Source organism: Gilliamella sp., assembly GCF_024104075.1.
In the GTDB taxonomy this organism is placed as follows: Bacteria; Pseudomonadota; Gammaproteobacteria; order Enterobacterales; family Orbaceae; genus Gilliamella; species Gilliamella bombi.
Genome location: NZ_JAGGHR010000004.1, coordinates 83,404 through 99,680, shown reverse-complemented (window position 1 = coordinate 99,680; position 16,277 = coordinate 83,404). Strand labels below are relative to the sequence as shown.

At 33.4% G+C, this 16,277-nt stretch carries 17 protein-coding genes, 1 pseudogene and 1 riboswitch; of the genes and pseudogenes, 3 read left to right on the top strand and 15 right to left on the bottom strand.

What is annotated here, in order from left to right:
• Window positions 1-363 precede the first annotated feature (363 nt).
• The gene (locus J6569_RS02525; RefSeq protein WP_296317446.1) at window positions 364-489 is read right to left on the bottom strand and encodes a hypothetical protein; all 126 of its coding nucleotides are present in this window, start codon (window positions 487-489) and stop codon (window positions 364-366) included.
• A 59-nt stretch (window positions 490-548) separates the two neighbouring features.
• Here J6569_RS02525 and J6569_RS02520 point away from each other — a divergent pair.
• Window positions 549-779 (top strand): annotated as a pseudogene (locus J6569_RS02520) (IS3 family transposase); the annotation flags it as partial.
• A gap of 320 nt (window positions 780-1,099) precedes the next feature.
• Here the strand turns inward: J6569_RS02520 and J6569_RS02515 are convergent.
• From J6569_RS02515 to J6569_RS02500, 4 genes are read right to left on the bottom strand one after another with little or no spacing between them, the layout of a single operon-like run.
• Window positions 1,100-1,747: a hypothetical protein gene (locus tag J6569_RS02515; protein ID WP_065561354.1), complete on the bottom strand. Its 648-nt coding sequence runs from the start codon at window positions 1,745-1,747 to the stop codon at window positions 1,100-1,102.
• 5 nt (window positions 1,748-1,752) lie between these two features.
• On the bottom strand, window positions 1,753-2,388 hold the full coding sequence (locus J6569_RS02510; protein ID WP_296317445.1) for a hypothetical protein: 636 nt from the start codon (window positions 2,386-2,388) through the stop codon (window positions 1,753-1,755).
• Complete coding sequence (locus tag J6569_RS02505) at window positions 2,379-4,454, bottom strand: hypothetical protein (protein ID WP_296317443.1); 2,076 nt, start codon at window positions 4,452-4,454, stop codon at window positions 2,379-2,381. Before J6569_RS02505 ends, J6569_RS02510 begins: the two co-directional genes overlap by 10 nt.
• A gap of 12 nt (window positions 4,455-4,466) precedes the next feature.
• The gene (locus J6569_RS02500) at window positions 4,467-4,751 is read right to left on the bottom strand and encodes a hypothetical protein (protein WP_085163856.1); all 285 of its coding nucleotides are present in this window, start codon (window positions 4,749-4,751) and stop codon (window positions 4,467-4,469) included.
• A 314-nt stretch (window positions 4,752-5,065) separates the two neighbouring features.
• A riboswitch (molybdenum cofactor riboswitch) is annotated at window positions 5,066-5,187 on the top strand.
• On the opposite strand from J6569_RS02500, the gene moaA reads away from it, so the two are divergent.
• Window positions 5,184-6,158, top strand: a complete 975-nt coding sequence (gene moaA, locus J6569_RS02495; protein WP_174798852.1) for a GTP 3',8-cyclase MoaA — start codon at window positions 5,184-5,186, stop codon at window positions 6,156-6,158. (Overlaps the previous riboswitch by 4 nt.)
• Here moaA and gluQRS read toward each other — a convergent pair.
• The 3 genes from gluQRS to folK all read right to left on the bottom strand — a co-directional run bounded on the left by gluQRS (window position 6,138) and on the right by folK (window position 8,138).
• On the bottom strand, window positions 6,138-7,028 hold the full coding sequence (gene gluQRS / locus J6569_RS02490; protein WP_296317440.1) for a tRNA glutamyl-Q(34) synthetase GluQRS: 891 nt from the start codon (window positions 7,026-7,028) through the stop codon (window positions 6,138-6,140). The genes moaA and gluQRS overlap by 21 nt on opposite strands.
• Window positions 7,029-7,061: 33 nt before the next feature.
• Complete coding sequence (gene dksA, locus J6569_RS02485; protein ID WP_065606514.1) at window positions 7,062-7,517, bottom strand: RNA polymerase-binding protein DksA; 456 nt, start codon at window positions 7,515-7,517, stop codon at window positions 7,062-7,064.
• Between the two features lie 135 nt (window positions 7,518-7,652).
• Entirely contained in the window at window positions 7,653-8,138 is a 486-nt protein-coding gene (folK, locus tag J6569_RS02480) for a 2-amino-4-hydroxy-6-hydroxymethyldihydropteridine diphosphokinase (RefSeq protein ID WP_296317438.1), read from the bottom strand.
• 225 nt (window positions 8,139-8,363) lie between these two features.
• Between folK and J6569_RS02475 the strand changes: the two genes are divergently transcribed.
• Window positions 8,364-9,722: an MmgE/PrpD family protein gene (locus J6569_RS02475; RefSeq protein WP_296317436.1), complete on the top strand. Its 1,359-nt coding sequence runs from the start codon at window positions 8,364-8,366 to the stop codon at window positions 9,720-9,722.
• Window positions 9,723-9,759: 37 nt separating this feature from the next.
• Here the strand turns inward: J6569_RS02475 and J6569_RS02470 are convergent, their stop codons facing one another.
• The 7 genes from J6569_RS02470 to syd form a co-directional block, all read right to left on the bottom strand.
• On the bottom strand, window positions 9,760-10,512 hold the full coding sequence (locus J6569_RS02470) for an amino acid ABC transporter ATP-binding protein (RefSeq protein WP_085163860.1): 753 nt from the start codon (window positions 10,510-10,512) through the stop codon (window positions 9,760-9,762).
• Between the two features lie 11 nt (window positions 10,513-10,523).
• Window positions 10,524-11,195 carry an amino acid ABC transporter permease gene (locus tag J6569_RS02465; RefSeq protein ID WP_034910372.1) on the bottom strand — a complete coding sequence of 224 codons (672 nt, stop codon included), beginning with the start codon at window positions 11,193-11,195 and terminating at the stop codon, window positions 10,524-10,526.
• Window positions 11,192-11,974 carry an amino acid ABC transporter substrate-binding protein gene (locus J6569_RS02460; RefSeq protein WP_065609373.1) on the bottom strand — a complete coding sequence of 261 codons (783 nt, stop codon included), beginning with the start codon at window positions 11,972-11,974 and terminating at the stop codon, window positions 11,192-11,194. The genes J6569_RS02465 and J6569_RS02460 overlap by 4 nt, the downstream gene beginning before the upstream one ends.
• Entirely contained in the window at window positions 11,971-12,495 is a 525-nt protein-coding gene (locus tag J6569_RS02455; protein ID WP_296317434.1) for a GNAT family N-acetyltransferase, read from the bottom strand. Before J6569_RS02455 ends, J6569_RS02460 begins: the two co-directional genes overlap by 4 nt.
• Window positions 12,492-13,853: an adenylosuccinate lyase gene (gene purB / locus J6569_RS02450; protein WP_174798856.1), complete on the bottom strand. Its 1,362-nt coding sequence runs from the start codon at window positions 13,851-13,853 to the stop codon at window positions 12,492-12,494. Before purB ends, J6569_RS02455 begins: the two co-directional genes overlap by 4 nt.
• 289 nt (window positions 13,854-14,142) lie before the next feature.
• On the bottom strand, window positions 14,143-15,318 hold the full coding sequence (locus J6569_RS02445; RefSeq protein ID WP_296317431.1) for an amino acid aminotransferase: 1,176 nt from the start codon (window positions 15,316-15,318) through the stop codon (window positions 14,143-14,145).
• Between the two features lie 118 nt (window positions 15,319-15,436).
• The gene (gene syd, locus J6569_RS02440) at window positions 15,437-15,970 is read right to left on the bottom strand and encodes a SecY-interacting protein (RefSeq protein WP_065606498.1); all 534 of its coding nucleotides are present in this window, start codon (window positions 15,968-15,970) and stop codon (window positions 15,437-15,439) included.
• Window positions 15,971-16,277 lie beyond the last annotated feature (307 nt).

Below are 16,277 nucleotides of genomic sequence, written 5' to 3'. Positions count from 1 at the left end.
AATGCCAAAAATCTGTTCAGCCTATAAAATAAAAAAAAAGAATATTTAACATGATGTTTCATCACTAAAGCCATACAACCAACAACCTGCTTCACCATATTTACCAAAATGCCTTTAGAAAATGTTAAGAAACCGAAAATTAAATGTATTTGCTTATTTAAAATACGTTATTTTTTATTCTATGCAATCTTTTTTTACCCTGTTTTTATAATTTTTTTAAGATAAATAGATATTAGGTATACTGAATACTTACATTTTAAGTACTTTGTCACATTTAAGAATATGGACAGTAAACAATTAAAATAACAACTATACGAGTATTAAAATCTTATTTTGGAATGGCAACACATTTTAAACAAAAAATTAAAGGGCAAGCGGTCGGTGGCTATCGGGTTCATAAATATAACTTTGCCAATGTTTATCATTATCGCTTTCGGCAATAAACCCATTACCTTGCCATAAATTTGTCTGGAACAAATTTGTCTTCACCAAAATATTGTCCTTAGAATCTGAGTGGATTGATAGGTTTAATATTATTTTCAGCTTGTGACTGCTTTGATAATGCGGTTGTTGAAAGTTTTTTTCATACACTCAAAACACATATTATTCATGACTGTTACTACAAAACGAGGAAGCAGGCTAATAAAGCACTATTTGAATATATTGAAATCTATTATAATCGGATACGCCGTCATTCAGCCAATGGCTGGGTATCACCTGAACAATATGAACAACAATATTACCAAAACGAAAAAATGATAGAGGCGGGCACTGTCTAATATTTTGGCGAGGATCACAATCTCCAAACTGTGATGGTGCGAAGGTGCTAGTATAAATCACCTTTCTACTTTCTTCACTCCACCGTGTTTAAAATTGCACTTCATGTTTGAATTCAGGAATAAATGAAATTAATGATATGTCCGAGTTAAGAGGAAACTGAGTGGATCCTTCTTAATGTTACTTGTATCATTGAAGATTATAATAACTATAAGAAGGCTTTGTTAGTGATAATTGATTTCTTAAAAGAAGATTTAAAAAATCCAACTTTTATTGAGTATTCATTTTTTATTAATTTTTAAATAAAAATATTAAGTTATTTTTATTCTTCATCTTTAGTTTTTAAAGTAATTAATTTTGTTTTATTAATTCCCGTTTCATAACTATTGTTACTATTATAATAAGTTGCTCTGGCACTGTGTAATATCTGACTATTCAGTGAAATTTTTTTATAGTATTGCTCAAAACGTTGATCATAAGCCCAATCTGGGATATTAGTATAATGATAGTTATAATCTATCCATTTACCTGTGTCGACCTGAAAACCTCCTCTTATCATTTCTATATTGTAAGTGTCGTTCACTTTATCAATGATGATATCGCCAAAGCAAAAAGCACCTTTATTACCAACAAAATATTTTTTACCTTCATTAGTTAATTGATATCTTAATCCTTCAATTTTGGTGGGGGATCTAGGCAGGGTGGTTATATCTGTATTGGCATCATAAAATTGGGCTGTGATGTTTTTGATTTTTAAGAATTTGAGATCGACAAATAGGTCGAGTATTTCAGTTTGTTTATCGAAAAACACATCGTTAGGAAAGATGTTTTGGTTATTTGGCAGGAAATAACATAATGCACGATTATCTTCTCTACTTAAAGTTTCTTGTAGCGATTGCTTATAATCTACATTATTGCAACCAAATAGTAGTAAGCTGAAAGTAGTTATCAGTGGATATTTTAAATTCATGATAATTAATCCCAATAGTTTTTAACAATTAAGCCAATACCACGGCTATAGAGCTTTTTTGTTTGTTCATCATAATAAAACCTTACGGTATCGGTTTTTAATTCATTTTGGGGCATTAATTTGGGGGGTAATTTATCAATAACATATTGATATTCAATTTCAATATAATTGCTATATGGCGTTATTTTGGTTATCGACTTGACAATCACTTTGCCAAAACAAAATCCTGACGAACTCAAGTTAGGCCATTTTCTATAGTATTTTTTGCCTTCTTCGGTAAGGTTATAGATATAAACGATGCGATTTTTATCCATTCCGCTAATTTCAATTTGTTCTGTTAGCAAGCCTGCTTCTGTTAACGTTTGTAATAGGATCAATGTGTCAGAGTCGTATCGTCTGTCAAATATGTAATAAGGCGCAGTCATTACTATTGATATGCATTTTATTGGTTCGCCATTACCGTTTATGGTGTCAAATCGTTGTTGGATTTCGTTTTGCCATTGTTGTTCAGTTAAATTAAAAACCTCGGGCAGTTTTTCGAGTTCGGATTGGCTTTGTTGTGGCGGAGCATCACACGCATTTAGAGTGAGTCCGATTATTGTTACAGCTATTGTGCTGAGAAGATATTTTATTAATTCCATAAGGTTTTTCCCTCTTTTATTGGGTATTGGTTTTCCCTGAAGGAAAATAACTCATGGTAACTATTTAATTCAGTTTGCGTAGGATATCTTTCAAAGAGTGTGGTTATCGGTAGTGGAAAGCAAAATTCTTTATCTAAATAAATAAATTTATTGGCAGATAATGCCGAGTCTTTTATTGATAATTTGCTGCAAGGATAAGTCGAGCTGATATCGGCCTTTTCAAAAACCTTAATGCGATTAAGCCAATCAAATTCCATTGGCTTAAAATCGTTATAATCGTCGTAATAATCGTTTTTAAACACAATGATGTGGTCTTTGGCAAATTTTATATATTCGATAATTTGACTGGTTCTGTTTTGATCGCTTTCTGCTATGTGATATCGATAGCCGAATTTTAAACTTTGGTTTTCAAAATCAAATTCAGGGTCGATTAACCATTCAAATTTTTGATAGTCTTTGTATTCTTTATAATCTTCTATTCTTGAAGAAATTTTTGTTTTTAAATTTTCGATGTTGGTTTTGTCATCAAATAACTTTTTGACTTCAAGTAAGTCAATAAATCCGAGTTTATAAACATTTATACATAATCGGTTTTGATTGTCATAAGCTGGCGCAACAAACCTGTCACAATGTTCTGTGTTAGATGGGTTATATTTTTCACTATATATATATCCTTCAGGTATACTTAGTTCTGCGATACCTTCAATTTTAGTTGTGTTGGGACCTGTAAGATAAATATCACCTTTTTCGAATGTAAATGGATTGGTATTTTTGTTGGATTGAATTTGTGTAAAATAGCGGCTGATTTCGGGAACTTTATCTTTTGGTATTTCAATCGCTTTACTTTCTTGCTCTTTATGTCGATAACTGTTGTCGTTATCGGTTTTTGCTGATTGAATATAACGATCTAAAAGACATTCTCGCTCTAAGTCTGTTGGCCAAACTATTTTATTTTCCTTATTTTTTAATACTTTAAAATTACGGTTGCAAAAGTTGTATTGAGCCTGACCGACGATATCTTCATAAAATAAAATATTACCATTTATATCCAAAATCGTTAATAACTTTTTTTCATCCTCACTTTGATTTTTGGGTGTGGCTTTTTGGGCATAATAAAGTTTTTCCTTACCAACATCTTTAACTGTATAATAATCATATTCACCAAGTGTTTTACCTTTGATATCAATAAGGTGATATTTTTTAGAATTATAATTATTTTTTACCCAACTTACTGTACCGTATAAAGGAGAAATGCTATCAAACTGATTTTCATAATGCATTTTCCCATCATAATCATAAATTTGATAAACATGATAACCATCTTGATAATTGCCTAGCCAAAAATAACCTGCTGAAAGGTTTTGTGGGATGCACTCAAAATTAGTCGTCCACGCTTTGGAACCAACATCGGTTTCTTTGCCTGTTTTGCTATTAACTAGATATTGGCTGTTATTTTTTTTACATAGCTGCATTATTGTATCGGATGTGATTATTTTGCATTGTGGTTTGGTTTGGGATTGCGTTTTTTGTGTCAGTGTTGTTTTAGGGAGTTTTTTAAAAAATTTACCTTGTAGATTTAAATAGCCTTCATCATATTCTGGGGTAGTTACTTCGGCATAACCGTTAATAAAGGGGCCGATTTCGAGATAATAACGCCCTTTGGGTGTAATTAAATTACCATCGGTATCAATGACAACTGATAAATGTGTATCTTGGTAATAATAGGCTATTCGTTCGGCGCCCAAATAAGTTAAGTTATTTTTGATTTTAAACTTTAATATGTCGCCTTTTTTTTCAAAAGCAAATTTAAAATTATCTATCTTTTTTATATTGCTGTAGAGGAGGTTATTGCTACTGTTGGTTAACTGCACAATCCAATAATGATCTTGGTATTTTATTGAGTCAATTTCTTGGCTGTTATCGATAATAACTGTGCCGTCACGATCGAAAAGTAGATTGTTATAAGTTATATAGCGACTAGCATCATCAGAGAATGCTAAGATTGGGAATAAAATTAAGCTTAAATTTGTTAGATATCGGGCAGATTTTATTATTTTGTTATTCATAATAATTGATTGTTATAAAAATAGGATTGTTTTGCGATTAAATATAAGTCGGTTAAATAGATCCAAATGTTGATTAAGTTGATTATTTACCCAAACTTTTGTTATAGATTGTTTAGAATAGGTTAATTGTTTAGTTTGATAAGGAAATAAGATATTTCCTAAATAAAAACAGATTTGATTATCTTTACTTGGAATCTTTTGAAGATAATATGTCTTTATATTTTCCAATAATGTATTATCAATAGATTTTAGATTTGAATCTTCACAGCCTAATAAAAAAGCAAATGCCTTTTTCATTCTTCATTATTGGTCAATTTATTGCAAAATCGATGTTATTTGTCATGGAACTTTTATTATTAGTGTTTATTTAAAATTGACTCACTTTATATAACTTATATTCCATTACATTATCTATTATGCTATAAATTTATACCTATTCCTCGGTTAATTATATATTGATTAGGATTATAAAATAATTAATTTAATTGAATAAGGTTAGCAGAAATTAACATAATGTAAATAAATTTTTTATAGATAAGTTTCTATTAATTGGAAAGAAGACGCGTTATAAAAATCACTTTGCTCATAGTCAAAAAATAAAGCCTATGCTAGACTGAATCAAACTCTGAAGCTTTTTTACCTAAGTGGCATTTTCATATGGTGGATTAGCCGCGGTATAACGCAGAAATGGTTATGCTTCCCGATTTGGATAAGGTGTTTAATGTATATATGCAATTAGTTGATAATTATCAGCGTCGATTTCAATATCTACGTTTGTCGATTACCGAGCTGTGTAATTTTCAGTGTCAGTACTGTTTACCAAGTGGTTATCAGCCTAACAAGGAACATAAATTTTTGTCGCTCAGTGAGATTAATCATGTTGTGGCAACATTTACTGAACTTGGTGTGCGTAAAATTCGGTTAACGGGTGGTGAGCCCACTTTGCGTCGCGATTTTATTGATATCTTATCGCTCATATCTTCCTATCCCAGCGTGAAAGAACTCGCTATTACGACCAATGGTTCGCGTTTATTAAAAAATATTCACCATTGGCATCAAGCTGGTTTAAATGCGATTAATATTAGTATTGATAGTTTTACTCCCCATTTATTTAAATTAATTACTGGTCAAGATAAGCTTAAAGAATTACTGCAGTGTGTTGATAAATCGTTAGAAGTAGGTATAAAAAAAGTCAAAATTAACACTGTTTTGATGAAAAATATGAATGATAATTTAAATGATTATTTGTTATGGATTAAAGATATTCCAGTAGAGTTGCGCTTTATTGAACTTATGGAAACAGGCGAAAGCAACGATACATTCAATCGTTATCACTTGTCTGGTAGTTTTATTGAAACACAATTAATTGCGCAGGGGTGGGAGTTACAACCCAAAAAACCATTATCAGGTCCTGCTAAGATTTATGTGCACAGCGACTATCAAGGAAAAATTGGTTTGATTATGCCCTATTCAAAAGATTTTTGTAAAAGCTGCAATCGATTACGTGTATCATCTATCGGTAAATTACATTACTGCCTATTTGGTGATGCGGCGGTTGATTTACGTGATTTGTTGGAAAGCTCAGAACAGAAACAACAATTAAAAGCAAGAATTCTTGCTTCATTAATGATTAAACCAGAAAAGCATTTGTTACATAATCATCGTGTAGGGCTCACCCCTAATTTATCTTATATCGGTGGATAATTGGCTGTTCTGTTTTGGGACATTGTCAATTTGCCAATGTTGTATAGCCCAATCTAGTAACTGTTTTTGAGTGGCGTCTTGCCAATCTTCTGGCACACATTGCCCTAGAAACTGTAAAGCCTGGACGGTTAACGCTTTAAAATTGTTTAAATCAATCGGGCTAGCATGATTTTGTTTTGATAGTTTATTGCCATTTTTATCTAATACTAGTGGTAAATGGCTGTAACTTGGCACAGAAAAACCAAGCAGTTGATATAGTGAGATTTGTTTTGCAGTAACAGGTAAAAGATCCGCGCCACGAACAATTTCGGTAATTCCTTGTTCATGATCGTCTAAAACTACCACTAAGTTATAGGCAAATAAGCCGTCTTTGCGGTGAATAATAAAATCTTCTTGCGCACTTGCTTTTTCAACTGTTTGTAAGCCACGAATCTGATCTTTAAATTGAAAAATAGGATGATTTTGTTTTAAACGTATAGCAACTTGTTGCTTATTATTGATAGATAAATGTCGTTCACGACAAAAGTTATCGTAAATACCATTTGTTAGGTTTTGAATTCGTTGTCTAGTACAGTCACAATAATAGGCTTGTTGTTTATCTATAAGTGTTTTTAAAACAGTGCGGTAACGCTCACGGCAAGATGATTGATACAAGACTGTATCATCCCAATATAAATTAAGCGCTTCAAGCGTTTTTAATATAAGTGATGATGCCCCTTTGACTTCTCGTGGTGGGTCGATATCTTCGATACGGACAAGCCATTTACCACGACAAGATTTAGCTTGGAGATAACTACCAAGAGCCGTTACCAGCGAACCGAAATGTAATGGTCCGGATGGCGAAGGGGCAAAACGACCGATATAGTGCATAGGTCTGATTTAGAATGATAGATAAAACTGGGATCACATACCCATTTGTTTTTCGCGAAGTTCAGCAAGTGTTTTACAATCGATACATAAATCGGCTGTTGGTCTTGCTTCTAAACGGCGAATTCCAATTTCAACACCACAAGATTCACAATAACCAAAATCGTCTGATTCGATTTTCTTTAACGTTTTTTCAATTTTTTTGATGAGTCTTCTTTCTCTATCTCGAGCGCGTAATTCAAGGCTGAATTCTTCTTCTTGTGTTGCTCGGTCAGCCGGATCTGGAAAGTTCGCTGCTTCATCTTGCATATGTGTAACTGTTTTTCCCATTTCACCTTGTAGCTGTGTTAGCCAAGCTTCTAAAATAAGTTTGAAATGTTTCAATTGCTTAGGGTTCATGTACTCCTCGTCTTTTGCCTCTTTATAAGGCTCAAGCCCAGCAATTGAAAGCAGGCTAAGAGAAGATGTATTTACTTTTTGTTCCTTTTTCACTGCAATCCCCTTAAGTAAAGATTATTTGAAAGCGCTAAACTATAGCAATAATTCAGCCTTTGGCAAATTTTTTTTATCATTTTTATAATTAAAAAATAAAAAAATAGTACAACTATATGTTATTAATAAAGATAATTACTTATTCCACTTTTTTAATCCATTTTCAGGACATTTAGCTACTAAATCGTACAATTTGTCATTATCGGGGAAAATAAGTTCAGGACTGATATCAAATAGTGGATAGAGGACAAATTCTCTATTTTTCATATGATAATGAGGGATAGTAAGTCTTTCATTATTAATAACTAAGTCATCATAAAGTAATATATCTAAATCTAGGGTTCTAGCACCCCAACGATTATCTTTGCGTACGCGTCCTTGTGCTTTTTCAATTGCTTGTAGTTCATCAAGCAATGCTATAGGTGATAAGCTTGTCGTCAGTTTAATTACTGCATTAAGATAATCATTTTGATCTTGTGGTCCTAAGGGCTTACTTCGATAAAATGGTGAAATATCTACCACTTTTGTGCTAGGCAAACAGCGTAATGATTCAATAGCACGATTAGCTTGTGCAAACGGATCTTCAAGGTTGCTGCCTAAAGCAACATAACAAATTGACATAATTAGACTTATTCTTTGTAATGTTAAATACAATTGATGGCAATATCTTAGCACATAAAACAATTGCCAAGAATGATTATATAAATAGATTCATGCTTATGACTTTGCGTTATAAAAATATAACCATATAATCTTTAACTTTTTATTTATTTTTCACTATGTTACTTATGGTAAAGTAAATTACTTTATTAAGTGGTTATTTTTATTATTTATTGAGAATATAAAATGAATTTAGGTCAACAATTAAGTATTTTAATAAAAAATACTTCAATAATCAGTGAGCCTCAAGTTATTGATTGTGCTATCAAGGGGATAACCGATTATTTTGCCTGTAGTTTGCAAGCTTGTCAGGAAGATGATGTTCATAAATTACTAGCATGGATAGCAGATGAGGGTGGAAATACTAGAGCTTTGCTGATTGGTCAAAAAAAGTTAGCTACGGCAAGGCAAGCAGCACTTTTTAATGGCTTCCAAGCGCATTGTTTAGATTATGATGATGTACATTCAGATGTTAGAGGCCACCCCTCAGCAGTTATTTTATCCGCTCTTATTGCTAGTGTTCGATTAGATAGTATTGAACAAAAGGTTGATAGTAGGCGTTTTTTAACGGCTTATGTTATTGGTATCGAAGTGATGGCTTTGTTGGGTAAAAGTGTTAATCCACAGCATTATGAAAAAGGTTGGCATGCAACTATTACTTTGGGTGGAATTGCCGCCACTGCTGCTATTTGTTATCTCTATGATGAACCTTTTTTATCACAGGCATTAACATTAGCAGCTACACAAGCATCAGGAATGCGTTTGTTAATGGGTACTCCGATCAAATTTTTACATGCAGGACTAGCAGCACAGCATGCTGTACAATCCGTTGAATGGTTAAGAGTTGGTATACATGCCGCTCAGGATTTTTTAGATGATAAATTAGGTTTTTTGGCTATTTATGGGCAAGGTAATACACATTTTGATTTAAGTCATTGGGGTAAAACTTGGAAGATTGTGGATCCCGGATTATGGTTTAAAAATTATTCTTATTGTTCAGCTGCTGCTTATGTTGCTGATGCAGGTCAATTACTTTACCAAAATCCTAGCTTTGAATTTGATAATATTAATAATATTGTTATTTATTTTGCACCACCAAATAGTGATGCTGCACTGATATATAAAACCCCTTCATTGGCGCAGCAAGGACGTTTTTCGGCTGAATATGTTTTAGCATTAACTCTTTTAGGATTGCCACTTAGTTTTGAGCAGTTTTCATCACAACCTATTTCAAATGCAATAAAACAATTAATGCAGAAGATGAAACGAAGTTATCAAACGCAACTTACGCCACATCCAGAAGCTTATAATGGGCGTTATGTGATTATTGATATTTTTCTTAAAAATGGTAAAAAGATAAGTCAGCGTATTGATATTCCCAAAGGTTCTCCTAAAAACCCATATAGCCAAACTGAAATGTCGTTAAAATTGCATTCAGCGATTCAAGATCAAACTAAAGCAGAGCAATTATTAACAGGCATTCATAAACTAGCAAAAGGTTTAGATTTTCGTCAATTTCTATTATCTTATTTATTTACTCTTTAAATATTAAATTATTATCATTAGTTAGTATAGTTTTTAACTAAATTTCAAAATCAATTTCGTCAGTTAGCTGGCGTAAAAATCGTTGCGTAATTTCATTTTGAGGATTATCGATGACTGATTTTGCTGATCCCTCTTCGATAATCATTCCTTCAGCCATAAAGATAATTCTATCTGCAACGTACTTAGCAAACTCCATTTCATGAGTTACTATAATCATAGTAATACGTTCTTTTGCTAGCTGTAGCATGACTTGCAATACTTCGTGTACTCGTTCAGGATCGAGTGCAGAAGTCGGTTCATCAAATAATAATACATTTGGTTTAACAGCTAAAGCTCTTGCAATTGCAACACGTTGTTGTTGACCACCCGATAAAGTGATGGGATATTGTGTTGCGTATGGCAACATACCGACTCGTTCTAATAATGATAATCCTTGTTGTTTTGCTTTGGTTTTATCCATTTTTTGACCAACAATTAATGGATAAGTTATATTTTCTAATGCTGTTTTATTTTTAAATAAATTATAGTGTTGAAAAACCATAGCGGACTGTTTTCGTAAGTTGCTTTCTTCTTTAATACTATAATGCTTACTATTAAGTGATACAGTTCCTATTTTGATAGTGCCTGTATTTGGTTTTTCTAGTAAATTTAAACAACGTAACAGAGTTGATTTTCCTGAGCCTGATGGGCCAATAATGGCAACAACTTCACCTTGTTTTATATTTAAGTTGATGTCTTTTAATACTTCATTATTTGCAAAACGTTTAGATAAATGCGAAACAGAAATCATAACCTTACTCCTTAACGATGATAAGGTATACTGAGCTTTTGCTCTAATTGTTTTTGTATCCAAGAATAGGCAACAACAGTTAGCCAGTAAACAATACCTACAGCTAGATAGGTTTCGAAGTAGAGGAATGAGTTAGCAGTTAACATTTTCCCCGATGCTAATAGTTCTTGCACGCCAACAAAAAAGGCAACAGACGAATCTTTAAGTAATGAAATGAACATATTACCGGCGTTTGGTAGGGCATTGACCATAGCTTGTGGTAGTATAATACCCCGATAAACTTGTATTTTACTTAAACCAACGGTTATTCCTGCCTCTTTCTGACCCTGATCAACGGACTTTAAACTTGCTCGGAAAATTTCAGCTAAATAGGACGAATATTTTAAACTGAAGCAGATAATGGCTGCTGTTGTAGCGCCCATTTGTTTTAAAACAGGAAAAATTTGTGGTAATCCATAATAAATAATAAACAGTAAAACAACAGAAGGTATACCTCGAAACAGTGAAATAAACAGTGCAAAAAACGAATCGATAATGATTATTTTATTGCTACGTAATAGTGCAATCGCAAGTCCAAATATAATGGCAAACATAATCGATATGATGGTAATAAAAAGTGTAACTGGCAGATAAGGTAATATCTGCGGAAACACACTTAAAAAATAGTTTACATTAAAATTCATAGGGTAATATCTTCACCAAAATATTTAATTGCAAGGTTTTTCAATGTGCCATTGGTGCGTAACTTTTCGATGGCTTGATTGAATTTTTCACGTAGTGCTTGGCCTTTTTCATCTTTACTAAATGGAAAAGCAACTTGCTCAATAGTAATTGGCTCACCCACTAATTTAAACGGTAGGTTTTTACGCTTAATTTCAGCCAGTAATATTGGCTTAGAATTGACATAACCATCAACTCGTCTATACTCCGTGTCATACATTGCACCATCTCGTGTTTCATAGGTCTTGATTGTTATTTCGTTGTTAGGAAAGGCTTTTTTTAGATTATTTATATGATTTGAGCCTAGCACACCGGCAATGGTTTTACCTTTAAAATCAGATAATTGCTTGATATCGTTGTTATCTTTGTGGGTAACAACTTGGCTACCGTAAAGGCTATAGGTATTGGAAAAATCATATTTGGCTTGACGAGCATCTGTAACCGCAACTGCATTGGCAATAGTATCTAAACGCCCTGAATCAAATTGCCCCATTAAACCACCAAATTCAGCAATGATCCATTCGACTTTATAGCCTAATTCGTTAGCAATTGCTTCAGTAACTTCAACATCAAATCCGACTAAATTGCCATCTTGTTTATAACCGTTTGGATAGCTTTGTCCTGTGGAGCCCACTTTAATGACATTTTGCTCTGTTACTTGGTGATTGGATTTATTATCACAACCAATTAAGGCTAGGCTAGTTAATAAAAGAGCGGACAGTAACTTGCTTATTTTTTTCATTGTTTATTACTCCTTTTTTTCCATTCGGTATAGTTTTTATGATTTAAGATTTTTTTAAAATAAAGTGTGGTATGATCGAGTGTTAAATTAGCTTGCCCTATTTTTTTATAGCCTCTATTAATATAAGTTTGGGCAAGCCATGGATGGTTTGCAGCAGTGCCTAACGTGACAGCAGGTAATTTTAGTTGGTTAATTAGAATTTGCTGTTCAACAAAATCCCATAATGCATTACCATAACCTTTGCCTTTATATTGTGGCGCTGTTGCAAACCAACCTAAATGCGGTAACCCATAAGGTCCTGGGTTATTACCCCATGGAAAGCGAATACTTAAGGTTGATAGTAGATCACCTTCTTTTTCAAATAGATACACGGCATTGGAATTAATATGGTCAGCAATTTGCGATTGCGTGACTGTTGCTGCGGCAAAATGGATGCCTAATTGAGTGGTGGATTGATAAGCATTATGCAATAGCACCTGATAAGCAGGAATGTCTTTATGAGTGATTAAGCGAAAGCTCATGCTAATACTCCACACTGTTCAGCATATTGAATAACTTGTGCTACTTTTTCAGGTGCAGAGCCAATATAGCTAATTGGATCTAACCAAGCATCAAGTTCGGATTCGGTGAATTCTTTATTTAAACGTGGATCTTCTAATAATATATCTTTAAATGGTCGATTTTGTTCAAATGCTTTCATGGCGCTTTGGTAAACTAAATTATGTGCAGTTTGTTTGCCTAATCGTTTGCCGATTTCAAACATCACTTTTTCAGATAGTAGTAAACCATTTTGTAGTGATAAATTGATCAACATTTTTTCTGCATTGATTTTAAGTCCTTTAAGTACGGCAAGGGCTGTCTGTAATTGTGCTGAAATATAAAGGTTAATTTCTGGTAGTGCGATCCATTCGGCTCGCCAACTCATGGCATCGCGTTCATGTTCAACTTTCATTGATTCGTGAATTAATGCGACACTTTTTAAAAGTGGAGCTGTCAAACTGGCTAAACCTTCTAATGCCGCTGGGTTGCGTTTATGCGGCATGGTAGTTGAACCTATTTTTCCTTCCGAGAACGGTTCTTCAACTTCGTTAATTTCGGTACGCATTAAGTTGTAAAATTCATTGCCCATTTTACCTAATGTGCCACTAATTAGCGCAATGACTGATGCATATTCAGAAAAACGGTCACGAGCTGCTTGCCAACCGATATTAGGGGTATTTAGTCCCAGTATTGTTAAAGCACGCGTTTCAACTTGTGGTCCTAACTTGCCCATTGAGGCATAAGTACAAATTGCACCACTAATATTACCGACTAATACTCGCTGTTTGATTTCACTTAAACGTTGTAAGTGCCGAATAAATTCATCTAACCATACGGCAAGTTTAAAACCAAAGGTTGTAGGGAGTGCTTGCATGCCATGGGTTCGTCCAACCATGGGTAAATACTGATACTTTTTAGCTAAACGTTTTAGTTCTAGTGCCACTAGTTTGCTATCGCGTTCAATTACAGTAAAAGATTGTTTTAATTGTAAAACAGTTGCAGTATCGACGATATCTTGTGTAGTTGCGCCGTAATGAATATATTGACCCGCATCACCGACTTGTTTTTGCAGTGCATTAATTGTTGACATTAACGAATGTTTGGCTTTAGCTGCTTCTTCGGCAATTTGTTCAATTGATAATTTAGATGCATCGGCTTTGGATATGATTGAATTGGCTGCTTCAATTGGAATAACGCCTAACTCGCCTTCCGCTTTAGCTAAAGCAACTTCGACATCAACCTGTTTTTGCAAGCGATTTGTCTCAGACCAAATTGCTCTCATTTCGTTAGTACCAAAGTTATTGCCCAAAATTAAAAAATCTAAAATATGTGACGCCACCAAACTATCCTCAATAATTGTTACTATCTTACTCAATAATTATTAGTAATTATTGCAGTATCGTCTAATAATCTGTTTTTCTATTGATATAACCAAATGGAATAAAATACTAATGAGAAGGGGGAGCTGTAAGTAATCATTAGAATAATTTTTGATTAATAAGGATATGTATGCCAAAGTTAAACCTGTTTTTTATAGTAAAAAAACATATTAATTTAAAGGGGAAAGTAAATAGAAACACCCTTTATTTGAGCGCTTCTATTGTTATGACTGTTTATTATTAAAATTTCTATAGTACTTCAACAATTGATTCGCAAAGTCTGGACATGTTATCTAATGTCATACCAGCCACGTTGATACGTCCTGAGTTTACGATGTAAATGCCATAATCATTACGTAATTTTAGCACTTGTTCTTCGTTCAAGCCACTGAACGAAAACATGCCATTTTGTTTGGCAATAAAACTAAAATCCTGATTTGCACCTTTGTCTTGTAAGGTTTTTACAAATAGTTGTCGCATGCGGTGAATGCGTTGACGCATGCTTGTTAATTCATCAATCCACTCTTCTTTTAATTCTTCATTGTTTAATATATAAGAGACGATTTTAGCACCATGGGCAGGAGGGTTTGAGTAATTAGCTCGAATAATTGTTTTGACTTGACTAAAGGCTCGATCGGCAATTTCAGCATTTGCCGCAATTAATGTAAATGCTCCCACTCGTTCGTTATATAAACCGAAATTTTTAGAATATGAACTTGCAATAAGTAGTTCTGGATGATTATTGGCAAATAACCGTAACCCATAAACGTCTTCTTCTATACCTTGTCCAAAGCCTTGGTAAGCTAAATCAAACAGTGGTAACCAACCATTTTTTAAGGCAAGATCCGATATAGCTTGCCATTGTTCTGGAGTTGGATCGATACCCGTTGGGTTATGACAGCATCCATGGAATAATACCGCTTCGCCAGCGGCAACTTGGTTTAAGCTACTCATCATGGCATCAAAATCAAGAGTGTGCGTTTGTGCACTATAATAATGGTATTCGCGTACTTCAAGGCCTGCCATTTGGAATACACTACGATGATTTGGCCAAGTTGGATTACTAACCCAAACCCGTTTTATTTTTGTTCGGCGAGCTAAAAAGTCTGCCATAATGCGTAAAGCCCCTGTTCCTCCAGGTGCTTGTGCAGTTCTTGCTCGTTCATTTTCACTACCAAAAAGCAAAGTTTGCGTTGCAATATTGAAGGATTTGAGACCGTCAATAGGAAAGTAACTTTTTGTGGTTTCGTCATTTAGTAACAAATGCCCTGCTTTTCTGATACTTTCTAAAATAGGGGTTTTGGTCGTTTCATCTTTATAAATACCGACACTTAAATTAATTTTATTGGTGCGTTCATCTTTATTATAAAGGTCTGCTAGCCCTAAAATGGGATCGGCTGGTGCTGCTGTCAAATTTTCAAACATAATCCACCTATTTAATTGATTATTATTACTGCATTATATACACATTATTTTGTAAGTTACAATTTCAAATAGGTATACGATAAAATAGATTTTTGTAAAATTTTTAACGTTCTTATAGTTACTGAAAAACTGTAAGTTGATTAAAAAATGAAATCAAATCATTAGTTAATGTCGTTAGTTCTCCTGTAATTAAGTCCTCTTTTACTATTTCGCCCGTTAAATTGTTTAATGAAATTATTTTTGTGCTGTCATCCGTCGTAGCTATAAAAATGGTTGGTGTTCGTTTTAATCTTTTTTGTTGGGATAAATGAGCTATTAAATTTTGTTCTAAAGTTGAAAAGTCATCATCGTTCCATGCTTGAATTAAGGTTAAATGTGTGTCGGTAAATTTAGCCGTCATATTGCCAGCATATTGTGTACCATAAAAAATGTGAGCAGAGGGATGTAAAATGATACCAATAACTTGTTCAACAATCGAGAGATCTCTTGGCGGTTCTAATAAAAATGGTTGCCAAAATACCGTGAGATGGTCAGTTTTTAAAATACAAGGCGAGGGGATGGCATGTAGTTCTTCGCTTTGTGGTGCGTATTTGAATTGCTCAATCCAACGAGTAGTAAAATTAAGTAAGGCAATTTTATTGGCAGAGTTCATAAACAGATATATCTCATATTTAAATTATAATGTCATTTTATTGTAATTATACTGATTAGGATTCGTTATGCATAATTGCATCGGTGTTTTATTTTTAGTTAATGGGATAATTAGTAAGAAAAAATTTTGTAAAAAAGTTTCAGGTAACTATGTGTTTCAGTAAAAAATTTAAGCAAATTAAATAAGTTATTTATTGTGTGATTAAAGCAAGTTGAATATAGCTAAAAATGAATTCTTAACTGTTTGTAAAATAGCCAGTTTAATTTGCTTGCTATCCTTGACTGAAACGTTAATAATAGTGACGGAT

What these genes read in the sequence shown, in the direction of transcription:
- J6569_RS02470 (WP_085163860.1), bottom strand. Translation starts at nt 10,512, where the DNA reads ATGATTTCTGTTTCGCATTTATCTAAACGTTTTGCAAATAATGAAGTA.
- J6569_RS02455 (WP_296317434.1), bottom strand. Translation starts at nt 12,495, where the DNA reads ATGAGCTTTCGCTTAATCACTCATAAAGACATTCCTGCTTATCAGGTG.
- syd (WP_065606498.1), bottom strand. Translation starts at nt 15,970, where the DNA reads ATGAACTCTGCCAATAAAATTGCCTTACTTAATTTTACTACTCGTTGG.
- gluQRS (WP_296317440.1), bottom strand. Translation starts at nt 7,028, where the DNA reads ATGCACTATATCGGTCGTTTTGCCCCTTCGCCATCCGGACCATTACAT.
- J6569_RS02475 (WP_296317436.1), top strand. Translation starts at nt 8,364, where the DNA reads ATGAATTTAGGTCAACAATTAAGTATTTTAATAAAAAATACTTCAATA.
- J6569_RS02460 (WP_065609373.1), bottom strand. Translation starts at nt 11,974, where the DNA reads ATGAAAAAAATAAGCAAGTTACTGTCCGCTCTTTTATTAACTAGCCTA.
- J6569_RS02515 (WP_065561354.1), bottom strand. Translation starts at nt 1,747, where the DNA reads ATGAATTTAAAATATCCACTGATAACTACTTTCAGCTTACTACTATTT.
- J6569_RS02500 (WP_085163856.1), bottom strand. Translation starts at nt 4,751, where the DNA reads ATGAAAAAGGCATTTGCTTTTTTATTAGGCTGTGAAGATTCAAATCTA.
- J6569_RS02505 (WP_296317443.1), bottom strand. Translation starts at nt 4,454, where the DNA reads ATGAATAACAAAATAATAAAATCTGCCCGATATCTAACAAATTTAAGC.
- folK (WP_296317438.1), bottom strand. Translation starts at nt 8,138, where the DNA reads ATGTCAATTTGTTATGTTGCTTTAGGCAGCAACCTTGAAGATCCGTTT.
- J6569_RS02510 (WP_296317445.1), bottom strand. Translation starts at nt 2,388, where the DNA reads ATGGAATTAATAAAATATCTTCTCAGCACAATAGCTGTAACAATAATC.
- J6569_RS02465 (WP_034910372.1), bottom strand. Translation starts at nt 11,195, where the DNA reads ATGAATTTTAATGTAAACTATTTTTTAAGTGTGTTTCCGCAGATATTA.
- J6569_RS02445 (WP_296317431.1), bottom strand. Translation starts at nt 15,318, where the DNA reads ATGTTTGAAAATTTGACAGCAGCACCAGCCGATCCCATTTTAGGGCTA.
- moaA (WP_174798852.1), top strand. Translation starts at nt 5,184, where the DNA reads ATGCAATTAGTTGATAATTATCAGCGTCGATTTCAATATCTACGTTTG.